This window comes from Micromonospora sp. ATLC16 (genome assembly GCF_057196645.1).
Genome location: NZ_JBXUOW010000022.1, coordinates 1 through 17,118 on the forward strand (window position 1 = coordinate 1; position 17,118 = coordinate 17,118).

The following is a 17,118-nucleotide window of genomic DNA, read 5'->3' on the forward strand; positions in this document are numbered from 1 at the left end:
GTCATGGCGGAGGGGAAACGCCCGGTCTCATTCCGAACCCGGAAGCTAAGCCCTCCAGCGCCGATGGTACTGCACCCGGGAGGGTGTGGGAGAGTAGGACACCGCCGGACATTCTTCCGTTCAGGGCCACCCCCAGGGGTGGCCCTGAACGCATTTCCGGGGTCAGATCGTCGCTGGCCGACACCGAACACGGGCCCAACCTCGGCAGGCAGCCAGGCTCCGATGGACACAGGGGCACTCTTTCCCGTGTCGGCCGCCGGATGCCACCTCGCAAGTGGCGGCACGATCCCTCGCGCGGCAGCGGCGTCCGGGCATCCGAGCCAGCCACCGCGCAGCTGTCAGGCGCGGGTCTGCAGGCTGTCCCGGATCTGCCGCAGCAGACCGGCGGACTCGTCCACCGAACGGGCGGGGAACATGGCGAGCACCACGCTGCCGTGGTCGGCCCAGCCGCAGACCGCGAAATCGCCGCCCTCGCCGCCGGTGCTTCCGCACTTCATCACGCCGCCCAGACGCCCCGCCGGCACGCCGCGGAGTCCGGTCACCGCCGCGGTCTCGTCGGCCATCAGCTCGAACAGACTTTCCAGATCTCGCTCAGGCTGCCACAGCAGGGTGGTGCCGCCGAAGATCAGAACAGATCGCCGGGCATCGGCGGGGTCCTGGTAGACGGCGCCGAAGCTGCTGTCCAGCTGAATGTCAGCAGCCAGCCCGCTACGCAGATAGTCGGCCGTGCTGGCCGCCCGGTCGCTGCTGTCCAGCCGCAGACCGGCGACCTGGTCGGGGGTGGTGATCCGCGCGTCCTTCTGCTGCACGATCCGCCAGCCCCAGGTGCCGAGCGCGCCCACCCCCACGAGCGCGATGATCGCGAGCGCCACCACGACCAGACGTCGTCGCCGAGACCGTACGTCGGGCCGGTCGGTGCCGGCTGCCGGCTCGCGGTCGCCCAGCTCGATCGGCTCGTCGGTCAGCTCGACCGGCGGAGCGCCCTCGTCGAGCTGGCGGGCACTGAGATGTGCGTCGGACATAGCCGACACCGTACGCGAACGACAGGTGGCGCACGTCGGCTCCGTCGAAGCGCTCCGTAGACTTTCAGGGTGACCGACAGACTGGATGCCCGACGCCCCGACGCCCCGACCCTCGCCGGCCAGTATCAGCCGGCTGAGGTAGAGCAGCGACGGTACGAGCAGTGGGTAGCCGACGGTCGATTCCGGGCCGCCGCGGACAGTGATCGGCCGCCCTTCACCATCGTCATCCCACCGCCGAACGTCACCGGCTCGCTGCACATGGGTCACGCGCTGGACCACACGGTGCAGGACGCCCTGGTGCGGCGCAAGCGGATGCAGGGCCACGAGGCGCTCTGGCTGCCGGGCATGGACCACGCCGGCATCGCCACCCAGAACGTGGTCGAGCGGCAACTTGCCGCGCAGGGGCTCTCCCGTCACGACCTGGGCCGGGAGAAGTTCGTCGAGCGGGTGTGGGAGTGGAAGGCCTCCTCCGGCGGCGCGATCCTCGGCCAGATGCGCCGGCTCGGCGACTCGGTCGACTGGGACCGGGAACGCTTCACCATGGACGAGGGCCTGTCCCGCGCCGTCCAGACCATGTTCAAGAAGCTGTACGACGACGGCCTGATCTACCGGGCGAACCGCATCATCAACTGGTGCCCGCGCTGCCTGACCGCCCTGTCGGACATCGAGGTGGAGCACACCGACGACGACGGTGAGCTGGTGTCGATCCGCTACAGCGACGAGGTGGTGGTGGCCACCACCCGGGCGGAGACCATGCTCGGCGACACGGCGGTCGCCGTGCATCCCGACGACGAGCGGTACCGCCACCTGATCGGCACGGAGGTCGAGCTGCCGTTGACCGGGCGCCGCATCCCGATCGTGGGCGACGCGCACGTGGACCCGTCGTTCGGCACTGGCATGGTGAAGGTGACCCCGGCGCACGACCCGAACGACTTCGAGATCGGGCAGCGGCACGACCTGCCCGCCTTGACGGTCATGGACGAGCGGGGGGTGATCACCGCGCCCGGCCCGTTCGAGGGTCTGGACCGGTTCGAGGCCCGGCCGGCGATCGTGGCGGCGCTGCGGTCCGAGGGACGCGTCGTCGCCGAGAAGCGGCCGTACGTGCACGCTGTCGGCCACTGCTCCCGGTGTCGGACCACCGTCGAGCCACGGCTGTCGTTGCAGTGGTTCGTCAACACCTCGCCGCTGGCCAAGGCGGCCGGCGACGCGGTACGCGACGGTCGGGTGCGCATCGAGCCGGCGGAACTGGCCAAGCGCTACTTCGCCTGGGTCGACAACATGCACGACTGGTGCATCTCCCGGCAGCTCTGGTGGGGCCACCGGATCCCGGTCTGGTACGGCCCCGCCGGCGAGGTGGTCTGCGTCGGCCCCGACGAGCAACCGCCGACCGGCGAGGGCTGGCACCAGGACGAGGACGTGCTGGACACCTGGTTCTCCAGCGGACTCTGGCCGTTCTCCACGCTGGGCTGGCCGGAGCAGACCCCGGACCTGGCGAAGTTCTACCCGACCAGTGTGCTGGTCACCGGGTACGACATCCTGTTCTTCTGGGTCGCCCGGATGATGATGTTCGGCCTGTACGCGATGGACGGCCGGCAGCCGTTCGACGTGATCGCCCTGCACGGGATGGTCCGGGACGAACACGGCAAGAAGATGTCCAAGTCCTTCGGCAACGTGGTGGACCCACTGGACTGGATCGACCGGTACGGCGCCGACGCCACCCGGTTCACCCTGGCCCGGGGCGCCAACCCCGGCGGGGACGTGCCGGTCAGCGAGGAGTGGTGCCAGGGGTCACGCAACTTCTGCAACAAGCTCTGGAACGCCACCCGGTTCGCGTTGATCAACGGTGCGCACACCGATGGCCCGATGCCGGCCGCCGGACGGCTGTCGACCGTCGACCGGTGGATCCTGTCCCGGCTGGCCCACGTCACCGCCGAGGTCGACGAGCAGTTCGAGGCGTACGAGTTCGCCAAGGTCTGTGACCTGCTGTACCACTTCGCCTGGGACGACGTCTGCGACTGGTACGTGGAGTTGAGCAAGCCGGTGCTGGCCGGTGGTGGCGAACCGGCCGAGGTCAGCCGCCGAGTCCTCGGTCACGTGCTGGACCAACTGCTGCGGCTGCTGCACCCGGTGATCCCGTTCGTCACGGAGGAACTGTGGACGGCACTCACCGGCGGCGAGACGGTGCTGACGGCAGCCTGGCCCTCGGCTGACCGGGCGCTGATCGACGACGCCGCCGAGACGGAGGTGGCGACCCTCCAGCGGGTGGTGACCGAGGTCCGCCGGTTCCGTTCCGACCAGGGCCTGCGCCCGACCCAGCGGGTCGCGGCGCGGCTCGACGGGTTGTCGGGTGCCGGGGTGGCGGCGCACGAGCCGTTGATCCGGTCGCTGGCGCGGCTGGATCCGGCCGGTGACGATTTCCAGGCCAGCGCGACGCTGGCCATGCCGGGTGAGGTCAGTGTCGCGTTGGACACCCGGGGCTCGATCGACGTCGCCGCGGAGCGGGCTCGGTTGACCAAGGATCGCGCGGCGGCGGAGAAGGAGGCGGGGCAGGCGCGGGCGAAGCTGGACAACCCGGCGTTCGTCGGTAAGGCCCCCGAGCACGTCGTATCCAAGATCCGCGAACGACTGGCGGTCGCCGAGGCCGACCTGGCTCGTATCGATGCCGCCCTGGAGGCACTTTCCTCGTGACCGACCCTGTCGACCACACCGATCGCGTCCGTGCCGAACGGCCGGATGCCGAATTCAGCGAACCGACCGACCGTGCCCGTACCGGTGATCGTGCGGGCGCGGACCGCCGGGAGCGGACCGGTCGGGCCGAGCGTGCCGCCTTCGCGCAGGTGGAGGCCGAGCTGGCCGCGCGCGGCTTCACCCGGATGGTCTTCGAGCTGGACCGCATCTCGTCCCTGCTGGACCTGCTGGGCAGCCCGCAGCGGGCGTACCCGTCGATTCACCTGACCGGGACCAACGGCAAGACCTCCACGGCCAGGATGATCGATTCACTGCTGCGGGCGTTCGGGCTGCACACCGGGCGGTACACCAGCCCGCACCTGGAGACGGTGCGGGAGCGGATCAGCCTGGATGGCGAGCCGGTGGACGAGGCCCGGTTCACCGCCGTGTACCAGGAGGTGAAGCCGCTGGCCGAACTGGTCGACGACCGTTCGGCCGAGCCGCTTACCTACTTCGACATGACCACCGCGTTGGCCTTCGCCACCTTCGCCGACGCTCCGGTCGACGTGGCCGTCGTCGAGGTGGGTCTCGGTGGTGCCGAGGACGCCACGAACGTCATCCAGGCGGGGGTGTGCGTCCTGACCCCGATCGGGCTCGACCACACCGAGTGGCTCGGTGACACGCTCCAGGACATCGCGGTGGCCAAGGCCGGCATCATTCATCCCGGTGCGACAGTGATCGCCGCCGCGCAGGAGGAGGAGGCTGCCCGACCGATCCTGCAACGCTGCGCGGAGGTGGGCGCGACAGTGGCCCGGGAGGGCTCGGAGTTCGGCGTCCTGCGCCGGGCTGTGGCGGTCGGCGGTCAGGTGCTCACCCTGCAAGGGCTGGGTGGGGTGTACGAGGAGGTGTTCGTCCCGCTGCACGGCGCGCACCAGGCGCAGAACGCTGCGGTGGCGCTGGCGGCCGTCGAGGCGTTCCTCGGTGCGGGTGCCCGCCGGCAGCTCGACGTGGAGGCGGTGCGGGAAGGCTTCGCCACCGCCAGTTCCCCGGGGCGGCTGGAGCGGGTGCGTTCCGCGCCGACGATCCTGCTCGACGGCGCACACAACCCGCAGGGCATGGCGGCCACGGTCACCGCGTTGCAGGAGGAGTTCGCGTTCAGCAAGCTGGTCGCCGTCATGGGTACCCTCGCCGACAAGGACGCGGCCAGCATGCTGGAGCTGCTGGAACCGGTGGTCGATCAACTGGTGGTGACGCGGAACAGCTCACCCCGGGCGCTGCCGGTCAAGGAACTGGCCGCGCTGGCCGCGGAGGTCTTCGGCCCGGACCGGGTCGAGGTGGCCGAGGAGATGCCGGACGCCATCGAGGCGGCGGTGGCGTTGGCCGAGGAGGACGTGCCGGGCGAGCTGGCCGGGGTCGGTGTGCTCATCACCGGCTCCGTGGTGACCGTGGCCGACGCCCGTCGGCTGCTGAAGCGATGACCGGCGACGGCGACGGCCGGCCCCGCCGATCGGGCCTGCGCAATCCGCAGCGGGCGGTACGCGGGCTCGGTGCGGCTGCGCTCGTTCTGGAGGCGTTGGTGCTGCTGCTGGCGATCCAGCCGATCCGGGCGGTCGGTGCTGATCTCGGTGGCGCGGCGATCGCCGTGGTCGTGGCGCTGGCCGTGGTCGCCGCCGTGCTCGCCGGCATGATGCGCCGGGCGTGGGCCTGGCACGCCGGCACCGTGTTGCAGGGACTGCTGCTGCTGTCCGGCCTGCTGCACTGGTCGCTGTCCGTGCTGGGCGTGATGTTCGCGCTGGTGTGGGCGTACGCGCTGCACGTACGTCGGGTGATTCTGGGCTGACGGTGGTGGTGCCAGGCTACCGGCGGCCCAGGGCCTCGATCACGCCTCGGCGAGTTCCCGCCACTGGGTCAGCGCGATGCCGTGCCCGTCGGGGTCGCGGAACGCCGCCGCCCACACCTCCAACTTGCTGCCCCGGTTGACCACCCGGGGCGGGTAGGTGAATCGGACACCGGACTCGCGCAGCCGCTCGTACGCCGACTGGATGTCGTCCACATCGAGGTTGACGTGGACCAGCCGACGGCTGATCGGCTGCGCCCCGGTCACCTCGCGCAACACCAGGCGGGTCGCCCCCGAGGAGAGCACCGCGTTGGCGGCGCCCCGGTCGACCTCGGTGAAGCCGAGTCGATCCCGGTAGAACTCCAGTGAGCGGGACAGCTCGGTCACCAGCAGGGTGATGCCCACCCCGCTGATCGAGGCCGCCGGGTCGGCGGCGTCCGGGTCGAAGCCGAAGATCGCCTCGTCCAGTTCCTCCGCGTCGACCGCCTCCGCCCGGTCCCCAGCGGACTGCGGGGGAGCGTCGAAGGTCGGGCGGTCGGCGGGCGTCGTTTGGCTGTTGGTCGTCGGCCGGTCGGTGGTGGCCGTCGGGCGCGGTTGCGGATCGTCCAGCGGCAGGTCGAGCGGGTCGAGGGGGTCCGTCGGCTCGGTCAGGCCCGTGGACGGGCCGGCAGGCGGCGGCGCTGATCTGCCCGAGGGCACCGGATCGCCCGTCGGATCGGCCGGTTCGTCTCCGGCGAAGGTCGCCGCCGGGCTGGGCGGTTCCTCGGCGGGCATCCGGGGCGCGGGGGTGGCGCGGCGGGGCAGCCGCTGCTCGTCGGAGCGTTCCACCACAGTTCCCTCCAGCACCACCGGTCGGCCCGGGCGCTGGCGTACTCGCACCGTCTCGTGGTGCTCGACCGGTTCGGCCGCGGCATCGTGCGGTCGGCCGTCCGACGGACCGCCGAGGGGACCCTCGGACGGATCGGCGGAGGGGTCGTGGAAGTCGTCCTCCGGCGCCCGACCGGCCCACGGTGGCGCCTCCTGCCCGATCAGCACCTCGTCCGGCGGCACCGTGGCGAACTCGGGGGGCAGGTCGGCGGTGCTGCCGGCCTCGGTGTGGGTGAGTACCTCGTCCCAGAGCACCCGGACGTGTCGCGGGTCGTCCAACGCCACCCGGATCGGCAGGGTCTGCCCCAGTGACGGCCACTTCGACACCGGCACCCGCGGCTCGATGATCTTCTTCGAGCGGGGCGGTAGCCCGGGAGCGTCGATCACCAGTTGGAGTTCGCAGCGACCGAAGGCGTACTGGGTCGGTGGCTCGGAGGCGCTGTGCACATGACCGGCGCCGACCACCCAGGTGCGGCCCCCGCTGCGCACGGTGGCCAGCGCGATCGCCAGGGCCAGCAGGGCGACACCGAGTGCGACGATGGCCCAGCTGGTCATGCCCAGGCCGAAGAGGATGACGAAGGCGGCCACGGTGCCCAGCACCGCGGCGATCAACTTGCGTACCGGTGCGATGGATCGGTTGCCACCACCATTCGCCACAGTGGACCTCCCGGGGGTCAGGGCCAGGCTAGGCCGGATCGGGGGCCGGGGGAAGGCCGGCCACCGCGCCGGCGCCGGGACCGGGTCGCTAGGCTGACCGTACCCAGCCCGACCGGCTTCCGCTCTGAGGAGGAACCCAGCGTGTCCAGCAGCAGCCCGGACGACCGCACGCTCGTCCTGATCAAGCCCGACGCGGTCCGCCGAGGACTGGTGGGCGAGATCATCTCCCGGTTCGAGCGCAAGGGGCTGCGGATCGACGCGATGGTGTCCCGGACCATGGACGCCGCGCTGGCCGACGACCACTACGCCGAGCACGTCGACAAGCCGTTCTACCCGCCGCTGAAGGCATTCATGACCGGTGGCCCGCTGGTCGCGCTCGTACTCTCGGGCGACCAGGTCATCGAGGTGGTGCGGGGCCTGATCGGCGCCACCGACGGGCGTAAGGCCGCCGCCGGCACGATTCGTGGTGACCTGTCCCTGTCCAACCGGGAGAACCTGGTGCACGCCTCCGACTCGGCCGACAGCGCCAAGCGCGAGCTGGCGCTCTGGTTCCCCGAGTTGGGTTGAGTCAGCCGCTCGACTCACGCCGTCCACGGCAGCTTGTTCGGGTTGGCCACCAGGAAGATGTCGGTGATCCGACCGGCGGCCGTGCCGAGGGTGACCGCGTACGCGTGACCGGCCGCGGTGGCCAACACGGCGGCCGGCTGGCCGTTCAGTTCCGTGCGCCGCACGGTGAGCGGCCCGCCCTTGTGCCGGAGGCCCAGCAGGAACCGGACGACCCGGTTGGCGCCGGTGACCGGGTTGCGGGCGGTCCGTACCCGGCCCCCGCCGTCGCTCCACGCGGTCGCGTCCGCGGCGACCAGCTCGGTCAGCGCGGCCAGGTCGCCCTCGGTCGCGGCGGTGATGAACGCCTCCAGCAGCCGTTCCTGCTCGGCCCGGTCGGCGGTGAAGCGGCGCTGGTCGCGCCCGATGCGGACGCTCGCCCGGTGGTGCAGCTGTCGGCAGTCCTCGGCGGAGCGGTCCAGCACCTCGGCGATCTCGGCGTAGGGCAGCTCGAAGGCGGTGTGCAGCACGTAGACGGCGCGCTCCGGCGGGGTGAGCCGCTCCAGCAGGTGCAGCAGCGCGGTGGAGAGCGAGTCGCGCAACTCGGCGCGCTCCAGCGGCCCGAACGGCGACGGCGCTGTGGGCACCGGCTCCGGCAACCATGACCCGACGTACGTCTCGCGGGCGGCCTGCCGGGCCCGTAGCCGGTCCATCGACAGGTGGGTCACCACCCGGGACAGGTAACGACGCGGCTCGCGCACCTCGGCGCGGTCGACCCGTAACCAGCGCAGGTAAGCCTCCTGAAGGACGTCCTCGGCGTCGTGGCGGCTACCCAGCAGCCGGTAGGCCAGCCCGAGCAGCATCGGCCGGTGCGCGTCGAGCGCACCGGCCGCATCCGCCGCGTCGAGCGGACTCACACGTCCGTCGGCAGTTCGTCGCGGAAGGTCACCGCGATCCGGTTCCACACGTTGATTGTGGCAATCGCCAGAACCAGGTCGGCGAGAGCCTTCTCCGGCCACACCTTCGACGCGGCGTCCCAGACGTCGTCGGGCACGCCGTGTTCGCCGAGTTGGGTGACCGCGTCGGTCAACGCGAGCGCGGCGCGTTCCCGCTCGTCGAAGAAGGGCGCCTCCCGCCAGGCGGCCACCGCGAACAGTCGCCGGCTCGACTCGCCGGCGCCGAGCGCTTCCCGGCTGTGCATGTCGACGCAGTACGTGCAGCCGTTCAGCATCGACGCGCGCAGCTTCACCAGCTCCAACACTGTGTAGTCGACGTTAGCCCGGACGTACTTCTCCAGCCCCAGCACGGCGCCGAATGCCTCCGGCGCCACCTCGGCCGCGTTGATCCGCTGCAAGACAACCTCCCCAAACGGTGTGACACCACCACGATGGATCGCCCGGTCCGTTGCGTGACAAATGGGGCGTGTGACGCCGATCATGCACAGTTCCGGCGACGGTCACCGACGCACGCCGATCATGCAGTTGTGGTTGCCGAATTGCACTGGATGGCACGTTTGGTAGGTGCCACTACTGCATGATCGCGGTGGTTGGGTTGGGGGTTGGGGGTTATTGGGGGGAGGGGGCGGGGGTGGGGCGGGTATCATGGGCGGGCAGGGCGATGATCCGGCCATCACCGGGGAGCTTCCGGAAGAACGGCCGGGTGACCGGCTCAGTAGAACCGGACGGGGCGGCCCGTTATCGCCGACCAACGAGCGGGCGGTCGAACCTGACCGTCAAGCGGGGTGGTACCGCGGGCTTGACCCGGGGCGCCGGTGACGGCGTACCGGCAAGGCTCGTCCTCGCAGACCCACGACAGTGAGCGTCAGCGAGGAGAGCGACCCCCGATGGCCTATCCGTTGCACGACCCGACCGCCGGCGGCGTACCGGCGAGCCCGGACCTGCCCGCGGTCGAGCGCCGGGTACTGGAGCACTGGACGGCCGACAAGACCTTCGAGGCCTCGGTCGAGGCCCGTCCCGCCGGCGACGACGGCAAGAACGAGTACGTCTTCTACGACGGCCCGCCGTTCGCCAACGGGCTGCCGCACTACGGCCACCTGTTCACCGGCTACGTCAAGGACGTGGTGCCGCGCTACCAGACGATGCGCGGGCGGCACGTCGAGCGGCGCTTCGGCTGGGACTGCCACGGCCTGCCCGCCGAGGTGGTGGCCGAGAAGCAACTCGGCATCACCAGCAAGGCGGAGATCCTCGACCTCGGTGTGGCCCGGTTCAACGACGCGTGCCGCAGCTCGGTGCTGGAGTTCGCCCAGGACTGGGAGCGGTACGTCACCCGCCAGGCCCGCTGGGTCGACTTCACCAACGACTACAAGACCCTCGACCTGGACTACATGGAAAGCGTCATGTGGGCCTTCAAGACCCTGCACGACAAGGGCTTGGTCTACGAGGGCTTCCGGGTGCTGGCGTACTGCTGGCGCTGCGAGACGCCGCTGTCGAACACCGAGACCCGGATGGACGACGTCTACCGGGACCGGCACGACCCCACCCTGACCGTGTGGTTCGGGCTGACCGCCGACGACTCCGCCCCGGAGCTGGTGCGCGGGTCGGTCAAGCTGGGCGTCTGGACCACCACGCCGTGGACCCTGCCGTCGAACCTGGCGCTCGCCGTCGGCCCGGACATCGAGTACGCGGTGCTGGAACGCGAGGGCGAGCGGTACGTGGTCGGCGCGGCGCGGCTGGCCGCGTACGCCAAGGAACTGGACGGCTACGAGCGCCTCGGCACGGTGTGCGGCCGGGACCTGGTCGGACGCCGCTACACCCCGTTGTTCGACTTCCTGGTGGAGCAGGCCGGGCCGAACGCGTACCAGGTGCTCGGGGGGGAGTTCGTGACCACCGAGGACGGCACCGGGATCGTGCACCTGGCCCCGGCGTTCGGTGAGGACGACCAGAACGTCTGCAACGCCGCCGGCATCCCCACCATCGTCACCGTCGACGACCACACCCGATTCACCGCGCTGGTGCCGCCCTTCCAGGGCGAGCAGGTCTTCGACGTCAACAAGCCGGTGATCCGGGAGCTGAAGGACCGGGGGGTGGTGCTCAGGCAGGACACCTACACCCACTCGTACCCGCACTGCTGGCGCTGCGACACCCCGCTGGTCTACAAGGCGGTGTCGTCGTGGTTCGTCGCGGTGACGAAGTTCCGGGACCGGATGGTCGAGCTGAACCAGGAGATCAACTGGACGCCCGGCCACATCAAGGACGGCTCGTTCGGCAAGTGGCTGGCCAACGCCCGGGACTGGTCGATCAGCCGCAACCGGTTCTGGGGCTCGCCGATCCCGGTGTGGCGCTCCGACGACCCGAACTACCCGCGGCTGGACGTCTACGGCTCACTCGCCGACATCGAGCGGGACTTCGGCGTACGCCTGACCGACCTGCACCGGCCGGCGGTCGACGAGCTGGTCCGCCCCAACCCGGACGACCCGACCGGCCGGTCGATGATGCGTCGGGTGCCGGAGGTGCTGGACTGCTGGTTCGAGTCCGGCTCGATGCCGTTCGCCCAGGTGCACTATCCGTTCGAGAACCGTGAGTGGTTCGAGCACCACTACCCGGGCGACTTCATCGTCGAGTACATGCCGCAGACCCGTGGCTGGTTCTACACGATGCACGTGCTGGCCACCGCGCTCTTCGACCGGCCGGCGTTCCGCAACTGCGTCAGCCACGGCATCCTGCTCGGCTCGGACGGCCGCAAGATGTCCAAGAGCCTGCGCAACTACCCGGACGTCTACCACGTCTTCGACGCGTACGGCTCGGACGCGATGCGGTGGATGCTGATGTCCTCGCCGGTGGTGCGCGGCGGCGACGCCCTCGTCACCGAATCGGCCATCCGGGACGCGGTCCGGCAGGTGCTGCTGCCGCTGTGGAACGTCTGGTACTTCTTCTCGCTCTACGCCAACGCCGACTCCTACACCGCCCGTCGTCGTACCGACTCCACGCACCTGCTCGACCGGTACGTGCTCGCCAAGACGCGGGAGCTGGTCGAAACGGTCGGCACGCAGATGGACACGTACGACATCTCCGGCGCCTGCGCCACCGTGCGGTCCTACCTGGACGCCCTGACCAACTGGTACGTGCGCCGCTCGCGGGACCGGTTCTGGTCCGGGGACGCCAACGCCTTCGACACGCTGTCGACGGTGCTGGAGACGCTCTGCCGGGTGGTGGCGCCGCTCGCGCCGCTGACCGCGGAGGAGATCTGGCGTGGCCTGACCGGCGAGCGGTCGGTGCACCTGACCGACTGGCCGTCGGCCGAGGAGTTCCCGGCCGACCACGACCTGGTGGCTGCCATGGACAACGTGCGGGCGGTCGCCTCGGCGGCGCTGTCGCTGCGCAAGGCCAAGGGACTGCGGGTACGGCTGCCGCTGTCGACGTTGACCGTGGCGTCCCCGGCGGCGGAGCAACTGCGCCCGTTCGCCGACCTGATCGCCGACGAGGTGAACGTCAAGGCGGTGGAGTTCAGCGCCGAGCTGTCCGCGTACTGCCAGCAGGTGCTGACCGTGGTGCCCCGGGCGCTCGGGCCCCGGGTCGGCAAGCAGGTCCAGCAGGTGATCAAGGCGGTCAAGGCGGGGGAGTGGGAGCTGGTCGACGGCGCACCGGTGGCCGCCGGAGTGACCCTGGCCGAGGGCGAGTACGAGCTGCGCCTGGTCGCCGCCGACGCGGAGCACTCGGCGCCACTGCCCGGCGGCGAGGGGGTGGTGGTGCTGGACACCACGGTCACCGCCGAACTGGCCGCCGAGGGGTTGGCCCGGGACCTCGTCCGGGTGGTGCAGCAGGCCCGCCGCGACGCCGACCTCGACGTGTCCGACCGGATCGTGGTGACCGCGTCGGGCGCCGACGAGGTACGGGCGGCGGTGGCCGGCTACCGGGACTTCGTGTCCCGGGAGGTGCTCGCCGACAGCATCGACTTCGCCGAGGGGATAGACGGCTTCGCCGGTGAGGTCGGCGAGGGCGTGCCGGTGACGGTGGTCGTTCGTCGCGTCTGAGTTGCCCGGAGGGGGTCCTTTCCGGCCAGAAGGGCCCCTTTCCGGCAACCCGTACCCAGCCAGCGGACCAGCCCGACCTCACGCATGCTGTCGTGGGGCGGTCCGCTACGGTGACACCGCCTCTTACCTCACTCGATCCGCCGGAGGACCAGTGCCGCTGCTCTACACCATCGGCAAGCTCACCGTGGGGCCCGCGATGCGGCTGGCGTTCCGTCCGACGGTGGAGGGGCTGGAGCACATTCCGGACAAGGGTGGCGCGATCTTCGCTGGCAACCACCTGTCGGTGGCTGACGAACTGTTCCTCGGCACGGTGGTACCCCGACACCTGGCGTTCTGGGCGAAGTCCGAGTACTTCACCGGCACCGGCGTCAAGGGCCGCTTCTCCAAGTTCGTCCTCACCGGTCTCGGCGCGATCCCGGTGGAGCGGGCCGGCGGGCGTGCCGCGCTCGCCGCGTTCGACGCCGCCATCCCGGCACTCAAGGGTGGCGACCTGGTGGTCGTGTACCCGGAGGGCACCCGCTCGCCGGACGGGCGACTGTACCGGGGACGCACCGGGGCGGTCCGGCTCGCCATCGCGGCCGGTGTGCCGATCATTCCGGTGGGCATGATCGGCACTGAGAAGGTGCAGCCGATCGGTGCTCGGCTGCCGCGTCCCTTCACCGGCAAGATCACCGTGAGGTTCGGTAAGCCGCTCGACTTCACCGGTCGGCCGGACGATCGGGTGTCGCTGCGGCAGCTGACCGACGAGATGATGGGTGAGATCCAGAAGCTCACCGGTCAGGAGTACGTATCCCGCTACGCGCCGCCGCGGGCGCATCCGCCGGTCACCGGGGAGACCGACGCCCGCTGAGCCGTCCGGCCAGGTGCGCCCACCGCGTGCCGTCGTCGATCCGTTCAGCCGTCCGTGGTGACGATCTGGTCCCGTAGGGTGGCCAGCAGTCGGGAGCTGTCGTCCACGGAGAGTCCGGTGAAGACACCGGTGGTGATGCTGCCGTGGTCGACCGAGGTGCACACCACCGCACCGAGCCCGTCGGTGCGTCCCACCGCGCAACGTTCGTGGCGACCCCGGACACCGGTCTCCATGATCTGCTTGTCGCCGAGTGCGTACTGGTCGGTGAGGCGCTCGATCTCGGCGTCGGCGTCCGCCGACGGGGCGAACCGGAAGCCGGTGCCGCCGAAGACGGTCACCCGCTTGCCGCTGCTCGTGTGGTAGATCCCGGCGAAGGTCTCCTCGGCGAGCCAGTGCGACTGGCGCATCTGGGTCTCGAGCTGGCGGGCGTCGCGGGTGCTGCGCGGGTCCTCTCGCAGCCGCAGGTCGGCCACTTCCTGTGGCAACGCCGCCTTCGCCGGGTACTGGCTGGCCATCGGCATGCCGTAGTAGGCCGGGCAGCCGCAGCAGCACGCCAGGGTCAGCAGCAGCAACCAGGGCCAGCGGCGACGCTTGCGGACCGGCACCGGGACGTACCCCGAGGGCGGCTGCCAACCCGGTGGGGGTGCGACCGGTTCAGCCTTGGCCTTTTTCCTGCCCCGCCGACCGTGCGGCGGCGGGCCGGCCGGGGCGGGCAGGTAGGGCCCGGGCGGTTGCGGCTGCTGCGGCGCGACCGGAGGCAGGGTTTGCTGCTGTGGCGCTACCGGCGGCGGTAGGGGCGAGACCGGTGCCGGGGAGACCGGGGGCCCGGAGTACGGCCGGGTCGGCGGCGGGCTCGGGTAGGACGTCGTCGGTGGCAGGGCGGGAAAGTCGGTCGAGGGAAGGTCCCAGCCGCTGGTGTCGACGCCGGCCCATGGGTCGACAGGTGTCTGGTGCTCCGGCTGCGGTACCGCCGGCACCGGCGGCGGGGTGGGATCCGCCGACTCGCCCCAGCCGCGTCGGCGCGGTACGGACGGGGGTACCGGTGCCGAGCCGCTCCAGCGCGGGGTGGCCGCCTCCGGTGCGGACTCGGGCAGCACCCGGGTGCCCTGCGGACCGACCTCTGGCTCCGCCGGCACCGGCGGTGGGCCGTCCTCGGTGGGGTGCGCGTCGGTGGGCGGGCCGACCTCGGTGGATCCGGCGTCGGCCGGCTCGGTCTCGTCGGACCTGTTTCCGGCCGGCTCAGCGTCTTCCGGCCTGGTCGACTGGTCGTCGGCTGGGGGCGGGTCGGTGGGCAGTTCGTGGGTGACCGCCGGCTCCCCGTCCCGATGTTGATCCGGACGGCTCCCGTCGACCGGCCGGTCGGCTCCCGGCTGCGGCTCCGGCATCGCGGCAATCTCCTCTCGCGCCGGTTCGAGGTTAGTACCGGTGTGCCACCGGGCCGGACCCGGGATGACGGGCCGGCTGATCCAAGCTGTCCGTCGGCAGGTGCTGTTCACCAATGGTGGCCGGGTGATTGCTCTTGGTCTCGGACTGTGTCCGAGTCGCAGCCGAAGCCCGGCACATCACCGGTGAGCGATACCGGCCGGATTACGGGCTTCGGCGACGTTTGTGCTCGCCCGTCGGCGCGGCTGGCGGCGGAGTACCGTCTACCCTTGGGCATCATGAGCGTCCCGTCCCCGACTTCGCGTCCCGTCGCGGCCAACTCCGTGTGGCCCCGGCTGGAGCCGCTGCTGCCCCAGGTGACCAAGCCCATCCAGTACGTCGGTGGCGAGCTGGGCGCGGTGGTCAAGGAGTGGGACGCGGCGACCGTACGGTGGGCGCTGATGTATCCGGACGCGTACGAGGTGGGGCTGCCCAACCAGGGCGTGCAGATCCTTTACGAGGTGCTCAACGAGCTGCCGGACACCCTGGCCGAACGGACGTACGCGGTCTGGCCGGATCTGGAGAAGCTGATGCGCGCCCACGGCGTGCCGCAGTTCACCGTCGACGCCCACCGCCCGGTTCGCGACTTCGACCTGTTCGGCGTGTCGTTCGCCACCGAGTTGGGCTACACCAATCTGCTCACCGCGATCGACCTGGCCGGCATCCCGCTGTTCGCCGCCGACCGCACCGACGCCGATCCGGTGATCGTGGCGGGTGGGCACGCCGCGTTCAATCCGGAGCCCATCGCCGACTTCGTCGACGCCGCCGTGCTCGGCGACGGCGAGGAGGCGGTCCTGGAGATCACCGGGATCGTCCGGGAGTGGAAGGCCGAGGGCGGCCCCGGCGGCCGGGACGAGCTGCTGCTGCGGTTGGCGCGTACCGAGAGCGTCTACGTGCCGCGCTTCTACGACGTGGACTACCTGCCCGACGGCCGGATCCAGCGGGTCGTGCCGAACCGGGCGGACGTGCCGTTCCGGGTGCACAAGCGTACGACGATGGACCTGGACGCCTGGCCGTACCCGAAGAAGCCGCTCGTCCCGCTGGCCGAGACGGTGCACGAGCGGTACGCGGTGGAGATCTTCCGGGGCTGCACCCGGGGTTGCCGGTTCTGTCAGGCCGGCATGATCACCCGGCCGGTGCGGGAGCGTTCGATCACCACGGTGGGTCAGATGGTGCAGCAAGGGCTGGAGTTCTCCGGCTTCCACGAGGTGGGCCTGTTGTCGCTGTCGTCGGCCGACCACTCCGAGATCGGTGACATGTGCTCCGGCCTGGCCGAGCAGTACCAGGGCACCAACGTCTCGCTCTCGTTGCCGTCCACCCGGGTGGACGCGTTCAACATCGAGTTGGCGCAGGAGTTGTCCCGCAACGGCCGGCGGACCGGTCTGACCTTCGCCCCCGAGGGCGGGTCGGAGCGGATCCGCAAGGTGATCAACAAGATGGTGTCGAAGGACGACCTGATCCGCACCGTGGTCACCGCGTACACCAACGGTTGGCGGCAGGTGAAGCTCTACTTCATGTGCGGTCTGCCGACCGAGACGGACGACGACGTCCTGGAGATCGCCGACATGGCGCACGAGGTCATCCGGGCCGGTCGTGCCGCCACCGGCTCCAAGGACATCCGGTGCACCGTCTCGATCGGCGGGTTCGTGCCCAAGCCACACACCCCGTTCCAGTGGGCGGCCATGCAGCGGCCGGAGGTCATCGATCACCGGCTGGGGCTGCTCAAGCAGGCCATCAACGCCGATCGCTCGTTGGGTCGGGCGATCGGTTACCGCTACCACGACGGCGAGCCCTCGCTGATCGAGGGCCTGCTGTCCCGAGGCGACCGCCGGGTCGGCGCGGTGATCCGCCGGGTCTGGGAGAACGGCGGACGGTTCGACGGCTGGAGCGAACACTTCTCGTACCAGCGCTGGGTGGACGCGGCGGCCGAGGTGCTGCCCGATCTCGGGGTGGACCTCGACTGGTACACCACCCGGGAGCGCGACGAGCTGGAGGTCCTGCCCTGGGACCATCTGGACTCCGGCCTGGACAAGGACTGGCTCTGGCAGGACTGGCAGGACTCGCTCAGCGAGTACGAGCAGGATGACTGCCGGTGGACGCCCTGCTTCGACTGCGGTGTCTGCCCGACGATGGACACCGAGATCCAGATCGGCCCGACCGGCCGGAAGCTGCTCCCGTTGACCCCGGTCAACGGCCTGAAGCTGTCCGCCGGCGCCCAGCAGTAACCGCGGCGCCACGGGTGGGCCCGACACCGAGGAGCACG

12 protein-coding genes and 1 rRNA gene are annotated in these 17,118 nt (G+C 70.8%); 8 read left to right on the forward strand and 5 right to left on the reverse strand.

What is annotated here, in order from left to right; genetic code table 11:
• A 5S ribosomal RNA gene (gene rrf, locus AC2CHE_RS11860) occupies positions 1 to 110 on the forward strand; the annotation flags it as partial.
• Between the two features lie 228 nt (positions 111 to 338).
• On the opposite strand, the gene AC2CHE_RS11865 is transcribed toward rrf, so the two are convergent.
• The gene (locus AC2CHE_RS11865; protein ID WP_484504959.1) at positions 339 to 1,022 is read right to left on the reverse strand and encodes a hypothetical protein; all 684 of its coding nucleotides are present in this window, start codon (positions 1,020 to 1,022) and stop codon (positions 339 to 341) included.
• Positions 1,023 to 1,091: 69 nt separating this feature from the next.
• Between AC2CHE_RS11865 and AC2CHE_RS11870 the strand changes: the two genes are divergently transcribed.
• The 3 genes from AC2CHE_RS11870 to AC2CHE_RS11880 all read left to right on the forward strand — a co-directional run bounded on the left by AC2CHE_RS11870 (position 1,092) and on the right by AC2CHE_RS11880 (position 5,529).
• Positions 1,092 to 3,710 (forward strand): valine--tRNA ligase, encoded by a 2,619-nt coding sequence (locus tag AC2CHE_RS11870; RefSeq protein ID WP_484504960.1) that lies wholly within the window; start codon positions 1,092 to 1,094, stop codon positions 3,708 to 3,710.
• A 185-nt stretch (positions 3,711 to 3,895) separates the two neighbouring features.
• The gene (locus AC2CHE_RS11875) at positions 3,896 to 5,167 is read left to right on the forward strand and encodes a bifunctional folylpolyglutamate synthase/dihydrofolate synthase (protein ID WP_484505026.1); all 1,272 of its coding nucleotides are present in this window, start codon (positions 3,896 to 3,898) and stop codon (positions 5,165 to 5,167) included.
• The gene (locus AC2CHE_RS11880; protein ID WP_484504961.1) at positions 5,164 to 5,529 is read left to right on the forward strand and encodes a DUF4233 domain-containing protein; all 366 of its coding nucleotides are present in this window, start codon (positions 5,164 to 5,166) and stop codon (positions 5,527 to 5,529) included. Before AC2CHE_RS11875 ends, AC2CHE_RS11880 begins: the two co-directional genes overlap by 4 nt.
• 39 nt (positions 5,530 to 5,568) lie before the next feature.
• Here the strand turns inward: AC2CHE_RS11880 and AC2CHE_RS11885 are convergent, their stop codons facing one another.
• Positions 5,569 to 7,050: a VOC family protein gene (locus AC2CHE_RS11885; protein WP_484504962.1), complete on the reverse strand. Its 1,482-nt coding sequence runs from the start codon at positions 7,048 to 7,050 to the stop codon at positions 5,569 to 5,571.
• A 141-nt stretch (positions 7,051 to 7,191) separates the two neighbouring features.
• Here AC2CHE_RS11885 and ndk point away from each other — a divergent pair, with 141 nt between their 5' ends.
• Positions 7,192 to 7,617, forward strand: coding sequence for a nucleoside-diphosphate kinase (gene ndk, locus AC2CHE_RS11890; protein WP_484504963.1), 426 nt, complete (start codon positions 7,192 to 7,194; stop codon positions 7,615 to 7,617).
• 14 nt (positions 7,618 to 7,631) lie between these two features.
• Here the strand turns inward: ndk and sigJ are convergent, their stop codons facing one another.
• Together sigJ and AC2CHE_RS11900 are read right to left on the reverse strand one after the other, a co-directional pair.
• On the reverse strand, positions 7,632 to 8,510 hold the full coding sequence (gene sigJ, locus AC2CHE_RS11895; protein ID WP_484504964.1) for an RNA polymerase sigma factor SigJ: 879 nt from the start codon (positions 8,508 to 8,510) through the stop codon (positions 7,632 to 7,634).
• Positions 8,507 to 8,947, reverse strand: a complete 441-nt coding sequence (locus AC2CHE_RS11900; protein WP_484504965.1) for a carboxymuconolactone decarboxylase family protein — start codon at positions 8,945 to 8,947, stop codon at positions 8,507 to 8,509. Before AC2CHE_RS11900 ends, sigJ begins: the two co-directional genes overlap by 4 nt.
• A gap of 489 nt (positions 8,948 to 9,436) precedes the next feature.
• Here AC2CHE_RS11900 and ileS point away from each other — a divergent pair, with 489 nt between their 5' ends.
• Positions 9,437 to 12,583 (forward strand): isoleucine--tRNA ligase, encoded by a 3,147-nt coding sequence (gene ileS, locus AC2CHE_RS11905; protein ID WP_484504966.1) that lies wholly within the window; start codon positions 9,437 to 9,439, stop codon positions 12,581 to 12,583.
• 151 nt (positions 12,584 to 12,734) lie between these two features.
• Positions 12,735 to 13,433: a lysophospholipid acyltransferase family protein gene (locus AC2CHE_RS11910; RefSeq protein WP_484504967.1), complete on the forward strand. Its 699-nt coding sequence runs from the start codon at positions 12,735 to 12,737 to the stop codon at positions 13,431 to 13,433.
• Positions 13,434 to 13,477: 44 nt separating this feature from the next.
• On the opposite strand, the gene AC2CHE_RS11915 is transcribed toward AC2CHE_RS11910, so the two are convergent.
• Positions 13,478 to 14,818 carry a hypothetical protein gene (locus AC2CHE_RS11915; RefSeq protein WP_484504968.1) on the reverse strand — a complete coding sequence of 447 codons (1,341 nt, stop codon included), beginning with the start codon at positions 14,816 to 14,818 and terminating at the stop codon, positions 13,478 to 13,480.
• Positions 14,819 to 15,094: 276 nt separating this feature from the next.
• Here AC2CHE_RS11915 and AC2CHE_RS11920 point away from each other — a divergent pair, with 276 nt between their 5' ends.
• Positions 15,095 to 17,080 (forward strand): TIGR03960 family B12-binding radical SAM protein, encoded by a 1,986-nt coding sequence (locus tag AC2CHE_RS11920; RefSeq protein WP_484504969.1) that lies wholly within the window; start codon positions 15,095 to 15,097, stop codon positions 17,078 to 17,080.
• Positions 17,081 to 17,118 lie beyond the last annotated feature (38 nt).

Coding starts and splice junctions, on each gene's coding strand:
- AC2CHE_RS11865 (WP_484504959.1), bottom strand. CDS start 1,022: ATGTCCGACGCACATCTCAGTGCCCGCCAGCTCGACGAGGGCGCTCCG.
- AC2CHE_RS11875 (WP_484505026.1), top strand. CDS start 3,896: ATGGTCTTCGAGCTGGACCGCATCTCGTCCCTGCTGGACCTGCTGGGC.
- AC2CHE_RS11880 (WP_484504961.1), top strand. CDS start 5,164: ATGACCGGCGACGGCGACGGCCGGCCCCGCCGATCGGGCCTGCGCAAT.
- ileS (WP_484504966.1), top strand. CDS start 9,437: ATGGCCTATCCGTTGCACGACCCGACCGCCGGCGGCGTACCGGCGAGC.
- AC2CHE_RS11915 (WP_484504968.1), bottom strand. CDS start 14,818: ATGCCGGAGCCGCAGCCGGGAGCCGACCGGCCGGTCGACGGGAGCCGT.
- AC2CHE_RS11920 (WP_484504969.1), top strand. CDS start 15,095: ATGAGCGTCCCGTCCCCGACTTCGCGTCCCGTCGCGGCCAACTCCGTG.